Source organism: Parvularcula lutaonensis (genome assembly GCF_014651915.1).
In the GTDB taxonomy this organism is placed as follows: domain Bacteria; phylum Pseudomonadota; class Alphaproteobacteria; order Caulobacterales; family Parvularculaceae; genus Parvularcula; species Parvularcula lutaonensis.
On sequence record NZ_BMXU01000002.1, the window covers coordinates 679,224 to 695,185 of the forward strand.

12 protein-coding genes are annotated in these 15,962 nt (G+C 63.6%); 6 read left to right on the forward strand and 6 right to left on the reverse strand.

The annotated features are described in order from the left end of the window. Positions 1–79: 79 nt before the first annotated feature. The 4 genes from IE053_RS11640 (at position 80) to IE053_RS11655 (ending at position 4,929) form a co-directional block, all read left to right on the forward strand. Positions 80–1,024 carry a DnaJ C-terminal domain-containing protein gene (locus IE053_RS11640; RefSeq protein WP_189576166.1) on the forward strand — a complete coding sequence of 315 codons (945 nt, stop codon included), beginning with the start codon at positions 80–82 and terminating at the stop codon, positions 1,022–1,024. A gap of 94 nt (positions 1,025–1,118) precedes the next feature. Then, on the forward strand, positions 1,119–2,597 hold the full coding sequence (locus tag IE053_RS11645; protein WP_189576167.1) for a Do family serine endopeptidase: 1,479 nt from the start codon (positions 1,119–1,121) through the stop codon (positions 2,595–2,597). Positions 2,598–2,615: 18 nt separating this feature from the next. Then, positions 2,616–3,293, forward strand: coding sequence for a response regulator transcription factor (locus tag IE053_RS11650; protein ID WP_189576168.1), 678 nt, complete (start codon positions 2,616–2,618; stop codon positions 3,291–3,293). A 4-nt stretch (positions 3,294–3,297) separates the two neighbouring features. Next, positions 3,298–4,929, forward strand: a complete 1,632-nt coding sequence (locus tag IE053_RS11655; protein ID WP_189576169.1) for a sensor histidine kinase — start codon at positions 3,298–3,300, stop codon at positions 4,927–4,929. A gap of 6 nt (positions 4,930–4,935) precedes the next feature. On the opposite strand, the gene IE053_RS11660 is transcribed toward IE053_RS11655, so the two are convergent. From IE053_RS11660 to ald, 6 genes are all read right to left on the reverse strand, one after another. Next, positions 4,936–7,056 carry a sensor histidine kinase gene (locus IE053_RS11660; RefSeq protein WP_189576170.1) on the reverse strand — a complete coding sequence of 707 codons (2,121 nt, stop codon included), beginning with the start codon at positions 7,054–7,056 and terminating at the stop codon, positions 4,936–4,938. Positions 7,057–7,206: 150 nt separating this feature from the next. Next, positions 7,207–8,544 (reverse strand): N-succinylarginine dihydrolase, encoded by a 1,338-nt coding sequence (gene astB, locus IE053_RS11665; RefSeq protein ID WP_189576171.1) that lies wholly within the window; start codon positions 8,542–8,544, stop codon positions 7,207–7,209. Further along, a complete protein-coding gene (astD, locus tag IE053_RS11670; protein ID WP_189576172.1) occupies positions 8,541–10,013 on the reverse strand; it encodes a succinylglutamate-semialdehyde dehydrogenase in 1,473 nt (490 codons plus the stop codon). Before astD ends, astB begins: the two co-directional genes overlap by 4 nt. Beyond that, on the reverse strand, positions 10,010–11,044 hold the full coding sequence (gene astA / locus IE053_RS11675; protein WP_189576173.1) for an arginine N-succinyltransferase: 1,035 nt from the start codon (positions 11,042–11,044) through the stop codon (positions 10,010–10,012). Before astA ends, astD begins: the two co-directional genes overlap by 4 nt. Positions 11,045–11,047: 3 nt before the next feature. Beyond that, the gene (locus tag IE053_RS11680; RefSeq protein ID WP_189576175.1) at positions 11,048–12,283 is read right to left on the reverse strand and encodes a hydrolase; all 1,236 of its coding nucleotides are present in this window, start codon (positions 12,281–12,283) and stop codon (positions 11,048–11,050) included. A 47-nt stretch (positions 12,284–12,330) separates the two neighbouring features. Next, on the reverse strand, positions 12,331–13,440 hold the full coding sequence (gene ald, locus IE053_RS11685) for an alanine dehydrogenase (protein WP_189576177.1): 1,110 nt from the start codon (positions 13,438–13,440) through the stop codon (positions 12,331–12,333). Between the two features lie 140 nt (positions 13,441–13,580). Here ald and IE053_RS11690 point away from each other — a divergent pair, with 140 nt between their 5' ends. Next, the gene (locus IE053_RS11690; protein WP_229786201.1) at positions 13,581–14,483 is read left to right on the forward strand and encodes an RNA polymerase factor sigma-32; all 903 of its coding nucleotides are present in this window, start codon (positions 13,581–13,583) and stop codon (positions 14,481–14,483) included. Positions 14,484–14,637: 154 nt separating this feature from the next. Further along, complete coding sequence (locus IE053_RS11695) at positions 14,638–15,900, forward strand: OmpA family protein (RefSeq protein WP_189576179.1); 1,263 nt, start codon at positions 14,638–14,640, stop codon at positions 15,898–15,900. The last annotated feature ends 62 nt before the right edge of the window (positions 15,901–15,962 follow it).

Below are 15,962 nucleotides of genomic sequence, written 5' to 3' on the forward strand. Positions count from 1 at the left end.
CGTTAAGCAAAACGGTTGAAAAAGGGCCGTCCGCGATCAACATCCGCGTGTTGAGGCAGCCTTTTTTTGGGAGAACCGTTTGGCCAAGGATCCATACACGCTTTTGGGTGTCGGAAGGCAGGCGTCGCAGGATGAGATCCGCAGCGCCTACCGCAAGCTTGCCAAACAGTACCACCCCGACCGCAACCAGGGCGACAAGGCCGCCGAGGAAAAGTTCAAGGCCGTCACCGCGGCGTGGGAGATCCTCGGCGACGAGGAAAAGCGCAAGCGGTTCGACCGCGGCGAGATCGATGCGGACGGCAATGAACGCTCGGTCTTCGGGCAGGGCGGTCCCTTTGGCGGGGTCGATCCGGCCGAGGCCGCGGAGCGCTTCGCCCGCCGGGCCCGGCCGGGCCGTGGTGGCTTTGAAGACTTCTCCGACATCTTTTCCGATTTCTTCGGCCGGGGAGATGCCGGGCCACGCCACCAGCCTCGCGCGCAGAAGGGCCGCGATGTCAGGACCCGCCTGACGGTGCCCTTTCTCGACGCCGCGAGGGGCTCGACCAAGCGCGTGATGCTCCCCGGTGGCTCGACGGTCAATGTGACGATCCCCGAGGGCCTGCGCGATGGCCAGACCCTTCGGCTCAAGGGCAAGGGGCATCCGGGCGTCCATGGCGGGCCTGATGGCGATCTCTTCGTCGAAGTCAGTGTCGCTCCCGACCCGACCTTCGAGGTCAAGGGTGATGACGTGCACACGGTCGTCCCGCTGCCGCTCAAGCAGGCGGTGCTCGGCGGAAAGCTCGACGTGCCCACCCTGACGGGCCGCGCAACCATCAAGATCCCGCCCAACACCAGCTCGGGCAAGGCTTTCCGCCTGAAGGGCAAGGGCCTGCGCAAGGGCAAGTCCGGGGAATACGGCGATCTTTTCGCCCGTGTCCACGTCATGCTGCCCGAAACGCCGGATCGCGAACTCGAGGCCTTCATGAAGCGTTGGGAACCTGCCGACGCGGGAGCTGAGGCCGACGATTTCGCTGCAACCGGGTAGGGCCTAAAGGGCTTGCCAACACGTAAGTTCCATCGGCGGGGTGGCGTTCCTACCTCACGGACGACGCACTTTTATGCTGGAGAACAGGAATAAAATGAAACGATCCACCCGTCCATCGGCGCTCCTCGCCGCCTCCGTGCTTGCTCTTTCAGGGATGATGGCGCAGCCGGCGCTGGCGCAGAAGTCTGTCGATATGGACGATTTCCGGGCCCAGAATGCCGAGCTGTACCAGAAGCTGAGCTTCGCCGACCTCGTCGAGCGGGTCAGCCCTGCCGTCGTTTCGATCAGGACCTCGCGCGAGGTTCCTGTCGGACGTGGCTTCGATGGCCTGCCGCCTGAACTGGAGCGGCTCCTTCCGGGCCTGCGTGACCAGTTCGGTGGCCGCAGCGAGGGGGAAACCCGTCGCGCCTTCGGTGAAGGCTCGGGCTTCTTCATCGACGACAAGGGCCACATCGTCACCAACAACCACGTCATCGAGGGCGCGCAGGACATCACCGTCGTGCTGAATTCCGGCGAGGAGCTGGAAGCCGAGCTGGTCGGCACCGATCCGGAAACGGACTTGGCCGTCCTGAAGGTCGAGCCCTCTCCCAAGCAACGCTACGTGACCTTCGCACCGAAGCCCGAGCTGCGAGTCGGGGATTACGTCCTTGCGGTGGGTAACCCGTTCGGCCTTGGCGGTACGGTGACATCGGGCATTGTCTCTGCGCTGGACCGCGACAGTGGTCTTCCGTACTCAGATTTCATTCAGATTGATGCCTCGATCAACCGCGGTAACTCCGGCGGACCGACCTTCGACGTGAAGGGCAACGTGATCGGCGTGAACACCGCGATCATCTCGCCGACAGGCGTGAATGCCGGCATCGGTCTCGCCATTCCGTCTGACGTTGCGAGCCGCGTCGTGAAGGAGATCATCGAGAACGGTGGCGTCTCCCGTGGCTTCCTCGGCGTGTCGATCCGTGACCCTGAGCCCCAGATCCTCGAAGCCGTCGGCCTCGAAGAGGGTGCAGGCGCACTGATTGCCAACGTCACCGAGGGGTCGCCTGCGGAGAAAGCGGGCCTGCTGGCCGGCGATATCGTCACCGAGCTCGAAGGTCAGAAAATTTCGTCCGCAGACGAACTGACGCGCCGTGTGGGCAGCTATCCCCCCGGTACTCGCGTCAAGGTGACGGCCTTCCGCGATGGCAAGGAGCGCACCTTCACGGTGAAGCTCGAGAAACGTGACCTCGAGCGTCTCGCCGGAAACGCAGGAGGAAGCGACAGCGACCAGTCCGAAGAGACCGAACGTCTCGGCGTCAGCTTCCGTGCTCTTGACGAAAGCACCCGCCGCCGCCTCGGGGTTTCCGAAGATGTCGACGGTGTTCTCATCGCTGACGTCGAACGGGATTCCGAAGCCGCTGCTGCGGGCATCCTTCCGGGGATGATCGTCATGGAAGCGGACAACAAGAAAGTGACCAGCCCCCGCGACATCGAGAAAGCTGTCGAGGCGGCGAAGAAACGCGATCGGGGCGCGATCCTGCTCCGTGTGCAGACGCGCCAGGGCCTGGACTTCCGGGCGCTGCCGATCAATTCGTAAGGGAACGAGGTAAGCAGTATGCGGATTTTGGTGATTGAAGACGATGCCGATGCAGCGACTTTCATGGTCAAGGGTTTGCGGTCTGCGGGTCACGCCGTGGACCACGCGCTCGACGGGGAAGTCGGGAAGAACATGGCATCATCTGGCGGATACGATGCCTATGTCATCGACCGCATGCTGCCCCACAAGGACGGACTGACGCTGCTCGAAGAGCTGCGCGCGGACGGCGACGAGACGCCGGCCCTGTTCCTGTCGGCTCTTGGCGAGGTGGATGACCGTGTCGCGGGCCTGCAGGCTGGCGGCGATGATTACCTGGTCAAGCCCTACGAGCTTTCCGAGCTGATCGCGCGGGTCGAGGCCCTGGGTCGCCGCCGCGGTCCGACGAACATCCAGACGACGTTCTCGGTCGCTGACCTCGAAATGGACATCCTCGCACGGACAGTCCGCCGGGGCGGCAAGAAGATCGACCTCCAGCCGCGCGAATTCCGGCTCCTCGAATACCTCCTGCGCCATGCTGGCCAGGTGGTGACGCGGACCATGCTGCTGGAGAACGTCTGGGAGTACCACTTCGATCCGCAGACGAATGTGATCGATGTCCACATCAGCCGTCTCCGTGCGAAGATCGACAAGGGCTTCGACAAGCCGCTTCTCAAGACCGTGCGCGGCGCCGGCTATACCCTGACTGACGAGGACTGAGCCGATGGCGGAGGCGCTGGCGGGGGCCGCCTCCCGGGCACGGCCGTCGGACGACCCGATTCTGGACGACGAGGAAGACGAAAAGACGGGCTTCCGGCGGACGCCTTTCTTCCGTGTGCTGCGGACGACGGCGTTCCGGTACATCATCTTCTCTGCGGCGCTGTTCGTCCTCGGCTTCGTCATCCTCGGCTATGTCGTCTATGAAAGCACGATCGGCCGGGCGTATGACTCCATCGAAGCCGAACTGGAGGAAGAGCTCGACCGCCTCGAACGGGTGAGCGAAAACTCCGGGGCACCGGATTGGTCGGCTCTCAACGCCGTGGTGCTGGAGGCGGAGAGCAACAAGCTGCCGGTCAATTCGACCTACATGATATGGCTCGATGACGGCTCCTTCGCCGGCCGCTATTTCGGCAATCTCGACGGTATCCCGCTGCCCATGCTGTCGGCTGACGGCAGTTTCGAGTTCGACTGGGCACCGGACCCTCCACTTTTCTCCGATGAGGAACCGCGCCAGCGCCGCTATCTCGGGCTCAGCCGCACGCTGACTTATGAACGCGGCATTGGTGGTCCGCCGGTCCAGGCGACGATCCTGCTTGCCCGCGATATCGACGCGCTGCACCAGCTCCGCCAGACGCGACGGGATATCATCTTCCGGGTCATCGGCGTGACGCTTTTTCTTGCAGTCTGCCTCGGCGCCGTTCTCGGAACCTCGCTGGTGCGGCGCCTCGACGAGATCAACCGCTCGGTCGAGGCGATCACCGAGGGGGACCTGACCCGCCGCCTGCCGGTGACAGACTCCAAGGACGAGTACGGCGTCCTCGTGCGGAACATCAACACGATGCTCGACCGCATTGAACAGCTCATGGTCGGTATGCGGCAGGTTTCCGACAATATCGCCCATGACCTGCGCTCGCCGCTCACCCGGATCAAGGCGCGTCTGGACAGTACGCTGAACAGTCTGGACGAGGACGATGATGACGAGCGGACCGAGGTCCTGAGGAAGACACGTGACGAAGTGGAGCGGCTCCTCAAGACGTTCAACGCTCTGCTATCCATCACCCGGATCGAAGCAGGGACCAACCTTCTTTCAGGCACCGTCGACCTCAAGGCGGTCGCGGAAGAGATGCTGGAGCTCTACATCCCGGCCGGCGAGGAGCAGGGTGTGGAGATCGTGGCGCATCTGGAAGACACCCCGGAGATCCAGGGCAGCCGCGAGCTGGTGAGCCAGGCAATCGCCAACCTGCTCGATAATGCCCTCAAATACGCCAAGCACCCACCGGAACGGGGCATCAAGCCGAAGATCGAGCTGACCGTGGCGCCCCGCCCCGGCGGCGGCGCGTTGCTCTCGGTCATGGACAATGGCCCCGGCGTGCCCGAGATGGACCGCGATCGGATCACCCAGCGCTTCGTCCGTCTGGAAGCCAGCCGCTCGACCACGGGCAATGGGCTCGGTCTGTCTCTGGTCAACGCGATCGTGCGGAGGCATGGGGGACGCATGTCGGTGGGCCGCGGCCTGCCCCATGACGAGAGCAATTCGCGCAGCCTGACCCCGTCGAATGCCTATGGCCTCGGTATCAGGATCGCCTTCCCGCCGGCCAAGCCCACGGCAAACAACAAGAAACCGACCGGCCAGTAAGCGGCCTTACCCCGCAACCGTTAGCGCGTCGGGCTCGACCGGCGTCTGTGTCTCCGGCTGTCTCGTCAGGACATGGCACTTTCCTTCGAGCAGCTCGGGCACCTGAACCCGAACACCCCGGCGACGCGGCAAGGTGAAGGCTGCAACCGTGCCGCGACCCTGCTCGCTGGCCATGCAAAGAATGCCATCCTGCGCTTCGATCAGGGATTTTGACAACGCAAGGCCAAGGCCCGTGCCGCGCTTGTCGCGCTTCTGCGCGCTGCCAAAGGTCACGAAGGGCGTACCCAGACGTTTGAGGTTTTCCTCCGGCATCCCGGCGCCTGTGTCGGCGACGAGCACCGTGACACTTTCGAGATCAGCGATGGCCGTGACGGTTATACGCCCTCCGCTTTCGGTGAACTTGACGGCGTTGGTGAGGAGGTTGAGCACCACCTGCTTGATCGCCCTTGCATCACCGTAGACCGAGGGAAGGTGGTCGAATGCGGCATGCAGGTGGATATTCTCCGTGCGCGTCTGGGTCTCGATGACGCGGATCGATTCCTCGAGCGTTTTTTCGAGATCGAACTGGTTCAGCCGAAGGTTCATCTTGCCCGCCTCGACTTTCGACAGATCGAGAATGTCGTCGATCAGGGCCAGCAGGTGCTTCCCGCTATCGTGGATGTCGGCGATATATTCCTGGTACTTCTCATGCCCGAGAGGGCCATAGAGCTCCGACTGCATTAGTGCCGAAAAGCCGTTGATCGCATTAAGCGGCGTGCGGAGTTCATGCGAGATGTTCGCCAGGAACTCGGTCTTCGCCCGGTTTGCGTCTTCTGCCCGCTGTTTTTCGATGCCGTAGCGCTCGTTGAGTTCTGACAGGTCGCGCCGGGACTGTTCGAGGATATCGACCGTCATCTGGAGCTCCCGCTCCTTGCGCGCGCGCGCTTCGGCTTCGGCCTTGGCATCGGTCACGTCGAAGCCGATACAGACCCAGCCTTGGCCAATCGTCCGGTGGCGGATGATCTTTAGTGAGCGATCGTCCGGGAACATCGCCTCTTCCTCCGCACGCGGACCGGGCGGCGGCGCGAAATAGTTTCGCAGGTAGCGCTCGTCGATGCCGCAGACCTTGGCGAGCTCGTCGACGTTCATTCCCGGCTGGATGTCGTCGGCCTTGACATTGAAGATGACCCGGAACTGGTCGTTCCAGGCGACAAGCCTGCCGAAGGCGTCCCAATGCAGGAACGCCTGCGGGATCGCTTCGAGAGTTTCGTGCAGGCGCTGGATCAGCTGCAACGATCGGCTGTCCCCGAGCGCGGTCTCGCCAATGGCGAACGCGATGCCGCGCCTTTCGGGACCCTGCGAGACTGAATCGAAATAGACCGACCGGCGTTCATTAGAGGCGTCGATCATCAGCAGGCGGATGTCCCGGCGCCGGGCAGTGCCGCTAAAGAACGCACGTGCCTTTTCGAGGTCCATGGCGTCGACGACCTCCTCGAGCTCGGACAGGGGGATCTGCGCATCCTGGGGAGCGAAGCCGAGCTCGGAGCGGAGGGATCGCGGCAGCGTCAGCAGCTGGCCCTGGAGCTGCCATGTCCCAACCCCAGCGCGCTCGATGGACTGGAGGCGTTCGGCGTACTGATCGCGTTGCTCGCGGAGCTGGGAAGCCTCGTCAGCGAAGACCTGGATCCGTCTGAAGATGAGAAGAGCCCCGACAATGATGAGAAGGGAAACGACGGCATAGGGCAGCAGCGCGTCCATCGCGATCGTCGTGGGTGCTGCCGTGATGACCACGGCGCCGTTCGGCAGTGCACGGATCGCAATACGCTGCCCCGCAGCGGGCTGGCCATCGAGCCATGCCGGGTCGAAGGGAAGTCGAGCGGTCTCGCCGCCTGCGAGAACAGGGTTGGCACGTCCGCGGAAGAGATAGGCCGACCCGCCCCTGGGTGCGAAGCGGTCGAGCGCCCGCTCGATCTCGACGGCGGCGGTGTCGCCGGGAGGAGCATTGAGATCGGCCTCCTTGATCAGGCGCTCTGACAGGAGAACAGCGGCGGTCCTCGCCGCTTCGGTGGCTTCTGTCCGGCTCGAGCGGACCTCCATGATGGTGCCCGCGACAAGGACGCCTGCCGCAGCGGTCAGTACAAGGAGCACTGAGAGCGTCAGGCCGCCTGCACGCCGCCGTTTGGGCGCCGTCGGCGGTTTTGCTTTGTTCTCGGCTCTTGGGACCACGGATTCCTCAACGCATCGGGAGGAAAGGTGATAGGCGGCTTCGCGCCGCCCGTCACGTCCCCGTTTTCAGCCTCAGCTGCGTTGGAAGGCGTAGAGGCCTGGAGCCCCCATAATCTGGGTCAATTCATCGAGAGCGGTCCGGTTGGCGTCGAGCAGTTCCGGATCGCGAAGATCATCAGGCGTGAGACGATCACGGTAGTGCTTGCTCACCCATGATTCGAGTCGCGCGATTTTCTCCTCGTCCACGAGGAAGCCATGGTGCATTGCAGCAAGCTCGGCTTCATCGAGCGCGACGCGCAATCGGAGGCAGGCGGGCCCGCCGCCGTTCCGCATCGACTGGCGAAGGTCCATGAACAGGGTTTCAGCGATGGGTCCGTTGCTCGCGACGGCCCTTTCGCACCAGCTCCGTGTACGCTCGTTCTCTTCGGCCTCGGTTGGCAGGAGAAGCATCATCGAGCCATCAGGCTTCGTCAGGAGCTGCGAGTTGAAGAGGTAACTGACGATAGCGTCGTTGAGCGAGACTTCGTCGCCGGGCACCTCGATGAAGATCGGCTCGAAGCCGAGAGCATCGGCCTTGCGGCGGATCTCGTCGAGCGTCGCCTCGGTGTTTTCGTAAGCGCGTTCGTGATAAAGAAGGACCGGGCCGTTCGCGACAGCAACGACGTCGTTGTGGAAGGCGCCGGCGTCAATGGCCTCGTCCGCCTGCTTCATATAGACGGTGTGGTCGGCCGCTGTGCCGTGGCTCATTGCGATGGCCTGGCTCGCCTCGATCGCCTGGCGGGCAGGATACTTGGCGCCCATGCGTTTCTCGAAGGCGGAGCGACCGAAGGTGTAAAGGTGCAGGCCCTGGCCGGAATGGTCCGCACACAGGCGTCCGTGGTTCGCCGCGCCTTCGTCGCCCATCTCACCCCCGCCGGGGATGGCCGGGTGGACAGCGAAACGCTCGCCATCAAACGCAGTGCGAAGAAAGTGCTCCGTCTGCGGATGCTCGATCGAGCGGTGGAACATGGCGCGCAGGTTGGCCGGGGTGAAATGGACCTTTCCGTCGGCGCTGTCCTTCGATGGCGTCACCGTCGCGGCGTTAGCAGTCCACATTGCCGACGCCGAGGAGACGTTGCGCAGCAGCATCGGCGCATCGCGTCCTGCTTTCTCGACCACTTCGGCATCCGTCCCGGTGAAGCCGAAGCCGCGCAGTGTCTCCACATGAGGCCGGTCGTGGGGCGGGATGAAGCCTTGGGTGAAGCCCATCTCCACCATGCGCCGCATCTTGGCGAGCCCTTGGAGCGCAGCTTCCTTAGGGTTGGAAGGGGTTTCCTGGCTCTTCATCGAGGCGACATTGCCGAGGCTGAGGCCGCCGTAATTGTGGGTCGGGCCGACGAGGCCGTCGAAGTTGACTTCTTTCACGCTCATGCTTTCCGTCCCGGTACGGCCTGGTCGTCCTTGAGCGGACCTTCTGACATCATGCTGGCCATGGGCCATGCAGCGAAGTCGGCGGCGTAGGAGCCGGCCGGGCGATGGTTGCCCGACAGGCCCGGCCCGCCGAACGGCATGGCGCCCGAGGCGCCGGTGGTCTGGCGATTCCAGTTGACGATCCCCGCACGGATCTCCCCGGCAAAGCGCTCCCAGAGGCTTTCATCATCCGAGAGAAGCGCAGCGGCAAGGCCAAACCTTGTGTCGTTGGCTTCGTCGAGTGCTTCGTCAAAAGTCTTGACGCGGATGACCTTCAGGAGCGGTGCGAAGACTTCCTCGTCCGGGTCCTTGTCGCCCATAGCGGTCACGTCGATCAGGCCCGGTGTAACATAGGCAGGCCCCGCAGGAGACCGCTCCATCTTCACGATGGGCTCCGCACCGTCAGCGATCAGCGCTTCCTGCGCCTTGAGCGCATTCTCTGCGCTCTCTTTGCTGATGAGCGGCCCCATGAAGGGCTGGTCTTCTGCCAGTGGATCACCGACGGAAAGCTGCGGGATGAGGTCGGCGACGGCCTTGATGATGCGGTCGCCCTCTTCGCCTTCCTTGACGATCAGGCGACGCGCGCAGGTGCAGCGCTGGCCGCTGGTGATGTAGGCGGAACGCGCGATGATCTGCGCGGCGTCGTCGGCATTGGCGACGTCCCACACGATGAGCGGATTGTTGCCGCCAAGCTCCAGGGCGAGCATGACGTCCGGCCTGCCTGCGAGCTGCTGGTGGATGGCGCGACCGGCCGGCAGGCCGCCCGTGAAGAGAACCCCGGCGGTTTTCTCATGACCGATGAGCGCTTGCGCGACCTCGCGGTCGCCGTGGACGAGATTGAGGCAACCGGCCGGCAGGCCGGCTTCCTCCCACCATTCGCACATCTTCTGGCCCACGGCAGGAGTCTGCTCGGACGGTTTGAAGACCACCGTGTTCCCGGCGAGCAGCGAGGGGATGATCTGGCCGTTCGGCAGGTGGCCGGGAAAGTTGAACGGGCCGATGACGACCATGACGCCGTGGGGCTTATGGGCAATGCGGAGCTTCAGTTGGCCGTTGTCCTTTTCCCTGGTCGGCGTGCGTTCCTCGTAGGAGGCGACCGCCAAAGCAGCCTTCCCGGCAATGCCGCCCGCCTCGGTGGTGGCGTCCCAAAGCGCCTTTCCGGTTTCCTGCGCGATCAGGCGCGCCATCTCGTCCTTCCGTTCTGCGGCGATCTCGGCGAAGCGCTCGATCACGGCCTTGCGCTCGTCATAGCTCTTGCGGCGCCAGCCGCCGAAAGCCTGCGCAGCGGCTTCGGCCGCTTCAGCTGCCTGGTCCGTGCCCGCCATGCTTCCTGCGGCGATGATTTCGCCATTGGCCGGGTTCACCGATTCGAGGCGCGGTCCGGTGCCTTCGGTCCAGGCACCTCCGATCCAGTTCTTGAGCTCGATCATCGGCTTCCTTTCCGTGTTTTGAGGGGTGAACAGACGACTTTGTCGCTGGAGCTGACCTGCAGCATGTCTGCTTCCTGCGGGGTGAGGAACATGCTGCCGTCGCTGGGGCCGCGTTCCATGAGGATGGCCCTGAAGCGCTTGGCGTCCGGCACCGCAACGATGCATCGCCTTTCGCCTTGGGTGGGTATGTTATCGAGCACGCGAACGACTGCCCGTTCCGCCTCCCGCACCGTGCGGATGAGGTTGAGCGGCGCCTCGAGGCTGGGGCCGGCATCGAAGATGTCGATGCAGTTCTGGAAGGTGAAGCCTTCCGCCATCAACATGTTCATCGCCGGGGCTGAGTCTTTGTGAGGTTTCCCGAGAACCTCCTGCGCCTCCTCCGAGAGAAGGTTCGTGTAGATCGGGAATTTCGGCATCAGGTCCGCGATGAAACGGAAATCATGTGCCGAGCGGCGATCCGCTTCTTCGAAGGTCATGTCAAAGAACTTGGCGGCGATGGCATCCCAGAACGGACTCTTTCCGCTGTCGTCGAAGCGTCCCCGGATCTCCGCCATGACGTTCTCGGAGATGCGGTCCTCGATGGCTTTCATGAACAGGAAGCGGCTGAGCGATAGCAGGCGTCCGGCGCCGGTCCCGCGTGCCTTGTCCGAAACGAGCAGCGTGCCGATCTCGGCATAGCCGTGATAGTCATTGCACAGATAGAGAAGGTCCGAAGAGGCCTGGATACCGAGCTCGGGCGCAGCCGCGGCGACCTTGCTCATGCGGTAGGAGTAGAACGGACGGTCCTCACCCAGGGCCGGGAAGATCGAGGCCATGCCCACGACTTCGCCGTCCATCTCCAACACGAAGAAGAAGACGTCCTTGGGACCTGCGCGCTCCTCGCTCGCCTGGGCCTTGATCGAAGCTGTGACACGCGCCTCGATCGCCTCGCGCGAGTTGGGCACGGTGGTCATCCCCGTCCCTGCGTTCTTGGCGAGTTCGAAGAGGCCGTCGATGTCACGTTCTTCGGAAAGTCTGACGATGGCAGTCATGGGTCACACGTCCAATCGCTTGGGCCACGGGGCTTTGCCCGAGGCGAGAAGCAACATGATGAGAAGCGATAGCTTGGCCCGAGGCACGAAGCTTTCCGGGTGCGCATATTCCTGGTCCGAATGGATCTTGCCGCCGACAACGCCGAGGGTGTCGACATTGGGCAGGCCCGCATCGGCGAGGTTGTTGCCGTCGCAGCAGCCGCCCGTGGGCGCCCAGTCGATGCCGATCCCGAGATCCCCACCGGCCTTCTTGACGAGCTGGAACAGTTCGGCGGTACCGCCTTTCATCTCCTTGACCGGACGGTGGACGCCGCCGTGAAGCTCCGCCGTAATTCCGTCGCCGAGGTCGGTTTCCTCATGAACGCGGCGGATCTCGGCGTCGACCCAGTTGAGATCCTCGGTCTTCCGGGCACGGACATTGATGCGGACGACGCAGGTGTCCGGCACCACATTCGTCGCGACACCGCCATCAATCACGCCGATATTGATGGTGGCCCCATCGCGCACGCCGTTCAGCTCATCGATGGCCAGCATCAGCCGCGCGGCTCCGAGGATCGCATTCTTGCCCTTGTCGAACTCGCGTCCTGCATGGGCTGCGAGCCCCCTTACGGTGAAGGTATAGTGCCCGGAACCCGCGCGGGCGCCTGCCAGCGTGCCATCGGGCAGGGCGGGCTCGTAGACCATGCCGATGTCCGCTTCCTTCGCCATCCTTGCAAGGAGCGCGGCCGAGGCGTGGCTGCCGGTTTCTTCATCAGCATTCAGGATGACGTCGATGCCGATATTGTCTGCATAGGGAGAATTGAGGAAGGCGCGCGCCGCCTCGAGCATGACGCAGATGCCGCCCTTCATGTCCGCCACGCCGGGGCCATGCAGGGTGCCGTCGTCGCGGATCACGGGCGTCTGGAAGTGGGAGTTCTTCGGGAACACCGTGTCGAGGTGCCCTGTCATCAGGATACGGCGGTTCGCGGTCGGGTTGGCGCGGAAGACGCAGGCTTCGCCGCGGACGATCTCCACCACGTCCCCCTTGTCATTGACTTCGGTCACCGGGGCTGGGGGCACGCGCTCGGCCTCGAAGCCCGCCTCGGTGAAGGCGGCGGTCACCTCGTCGGCCATCTGTGCGAGGCCTTCGAGGTTTGCCGTGCCTGAATTGATCGCGGACCAGCGCATGGTCCTGTCGGTCATCTGTTCGGTCAGCCCGTCGAGGCTGCCGAGAATGCTGTCAAAATCGCTGGTGGGCATGGCGCCCTCTAACGCCGCCTTGGGGGCTGCGTCAAAGAGCGCTTGCTTCAGAGAAAACTCGCCGCCGGCTGGTACTCGAGGCCGAGGTCGCGGGCGACGGCTTCATAGGTGATCTTGCCGCCCATGACATTGAGGCCGTTGCGAAGGTGCGGGTCTTTGCGCATCGCTTCGACCGGGCCGTTATTGGCGAGGTTCAGCACATGGGGAAGCGTCACATTGTTGAGCGCGAAGGTCGACGTCCGGGCGACGGCGCCGGGCATGTTGGCGACGCAATAGTGGACGATGCCTTCGACCTCGTAGATCGGATCGTCATGGGTCGTGGGGCGGGAGGTCTCGAAGCAGCCGCCTTGGTCGATGGCAATATCGACGAGCACCGCGCCCTTCTTCATGTCCTTGAGCATCTCCCGTGTGACGAGCTTCGGCGCAGCGGCGCCGGGGACGAGCACGGCGCCAATGACGAGGTCGGCCCGGCAGACCGCTTCGTAAACCGCGGTCGGGTTCGAGAAGACTGTCTGGACCTGGTTCTTGAAGAGTGCGTCGAGCTCCTCGAGCCGCTTCAGGGAAAGGTCGAACAGCTCGACATCGGCATGGAGGCCGACGGCCATTTGGGCAGCGTTGAAGCCCGAGACGCCGCCGCCGAGAATGACGACATTCGCGGCGGAGACACCCGGCACGCCGCCGAGAAGGACGCCGCGGCCGCCCTGTTGCTTCTCCAGCGCCCAGGCGCCGACCTGCACGGACATCCGCCCGGCGACCTCTGACATGGGGCGCAGGAGCGGCAGGCCACCATGGTCGCCAGTCACGGTCTCATAGGCGATCGCCGTACAGCCGGACTTCATCAGGGCCTCGGCTTGCGGTTTGTCGGCAGCGAGGTGGAGATAGGTGAAGAGCGTCTGGTGCGGCTTCAGCATCGCGCATTCTTGGAGCTGCGGCTCCTTCACCTTGACGACCAGGTCAGCATCGAAAGCTTCTTCGGCAGAGCCGACGATCGTTGCACCGGCGGCCTCGTAATCGCTGTTCGTCAGGTCGATGCCGGCCCCTGCGTCTTTCTCGACGACGACTTCGTGGCCGCAGCGGACCGCTTCGCGGACGCTGGACGGAGTCATGCCGACCCGGAACTCGCGTTTCTTGATTTCCTTGGGGACGCCGATTTTCATGCCATTCACTCCCGAGGCGCGTTTGTTTTTTGCGCGCCCCCTTAGGCTCTTTTTCTCTGCCGTCACCCCGATCCTCGCGTTTCAGTGAAAAAACTTTCGGCTCGACGGGAACGAATCGCGCCCTAGCGCCTTCGTGAGCCATGCGGGCGACGGAGCTCGCCTGGAGAACGCTGATGCACGCCGACGAGAAAACGCGGGACTTTGTCCGGGACACCATCCGCCGGGCAATGTCCGCGCCCATCCTCTCGATCGAGCGTGAGCGCGAACTGACCCGTGCATGGTGCGAGAAGGGCGACGAAAAGGCCCTCGCCGAATTGACCGAAGCGCATATGCGTATGGCGGTTTCCACGGCCATCAAGTTCAGGGGCTACGGCCTTCCGCTCGGCGACCTCATCCAAGAAGGGGCCATCGGCCTGCTCGAAGCAGCGAAACGCTTCGATTGCGAGCGGGAGGTCCGCTTCTGCACCTATGCGGGCTGGTGGATCCGCGCGTCGATGCAGGACTATGTGCTGCGCAATTGGTCGATCGTCCGGATCGGTTCGAAATCAGCGCACAAGACCATCTTCTTCAATCTCTCTCGTATCCGGGCGATGATCGAGGAAGTCGATCAGGCAGCGCCGATCGCGCGCGAGCGGGTGGGCAAGAAGTTCAACGTTTCCGGCGATGATATTGAGTTCATGACGGCGCGCCTCGGTCGGCGCGACATGTCCCTCAACGCAACGATAAACGAGGATGGCGATACCGAGCGCCAGGAGATGATCCCCGACGAGCGGGCGCTGCCTGACCAGTCCGCCGAGGAAGAGATCGACCTCCAGAAACGGCGCGAGTGGCTGGAAAAAGCGATGATGGCACTCACCGACCGTGAGCGGAGGATCATCGACCAGCGTTTCTTCGGCGAGGAGCGGGTGACGCTTTCCCAGCTGGGCGTGGACCTCGGCCTGTCGAAGGAACGCGTCCGGCAGATCGAGAAGCAGGCCATCGGGAAGCTCCGGGTGTCGCTGGCGAAGGCCCTGCCCAGCATCGAAGCGATCACGCTTCGTTGAGATCGTGATGCAGTAAGGCAACACTATCGCTAGAGAATTCAAGGTAGCTGCCGTTAACCCTTGGATAACGGAACCTTCCCCCCCAGTGCATGTTCTGCGCATAATCATCCCAGCGTAATTCTTAACGCAGCTGGTTTCCTTGGAGGGGAAGAGTATGAGTTACCGCCTTGCACTGCTGGTTGCAGTCGGCACCGCAGCCCTGGGCACCGCGTCGGCCCAGACCGCCGAAAAAGAAGGCCACTACGGCGCCCTTGGCGTCGGCTATGCCTACGAATACGGCGCCAATGATTTCCAAAGCGAAGAAGGTGCCCTGCGCTCGATGGACGCCCAGGAATTCGACAGCCGTCTCGAGACGGGTGACGGTTTCGCAGCCTACGCCGCCCTCGGTAAGTACTTCCAACGCGGCCTTCGCGGCGAGATCGAACTTTCGCACCGTAGCCAGGACGTCAACGATCTTCCGGGTGATGGCGCGATGTTCGCTGGCTTCCGCACCGGCGGCAACGGCCAGAACGTCGTCAATGGCACCCCGCTCGGCGACAACAACGACCTTGGCACCTTCGGCGTCACCGCCGGGATGGTCAATCTGTACAAGGACTTCAATTTTGACGCCGCTGGCCGCTTCACGCCGTATATCGGTGCCGGCATCGGCTTCGCGAAGGTCCGCGCCGATTTCGACAATGTCGACGACCAACCGGCCGTCACCGACGCGCAGGTGATGAACGCGACCCGTCCGGTCAGCTTCCGCATCCTCGCCTCGAACGACGACTACGTCACGGCAGTGCAGGGTCTCGCCGGCATCAGCTTCGCGCTGACCGACGACCTCTCCTTCGACCTCGGCTACCGCTACCTGCGCACCGGTGAGTATGACTTCGACGCTTACGTGAACAACGAAGTCACCGCCGTCACCGGCGAGTACGAAGTCCACGAAACCACCTTCGGCCTGCGCTGGGACTTTGGCGCCGGTGCACCGGTTGCGGCCCCGGCCGTCCAGCCGACGCCGCAAACCAAAACCTGCTTCGACGGCACCGTGGTCCCGATGGGCCAGGACTGCCCGACGGCAGCCGAGGACGAAGTCACGCCGGAAGAACTCCGCACGGTCGTCTACTTCGAGTTTGACAGTGCCGAACTCAGCCCGGCTGCTCGCCAGCTGCTGCAGCGTCGCGCCCAGCAGGCGACCGACCTCGACATCATCGAAGTCGTCGTTTCGGGTCACACCGACACCTCGGGTTCGGCCAGCTACAACGAACGCCTGTCGGCTCGCCGTGCGCAGGTCGTCCGCGACGCGCTGGTCAGCTACGGTATCGATGCGGACAAGATCAAGATCCGCGCTCTTGGCGAGACCAAGCCCGCCAAGCCGACGCCGGATGGTGTCCGCGAGCCGCTCAACCGTCGTACGGAAGTCGAATTCGACTTCTAAGACCGGTTGGTCAAAGAACAGGGAAAGGGCCGGCCTTCGCGTCGGCCCTTTTCTTTTGCACG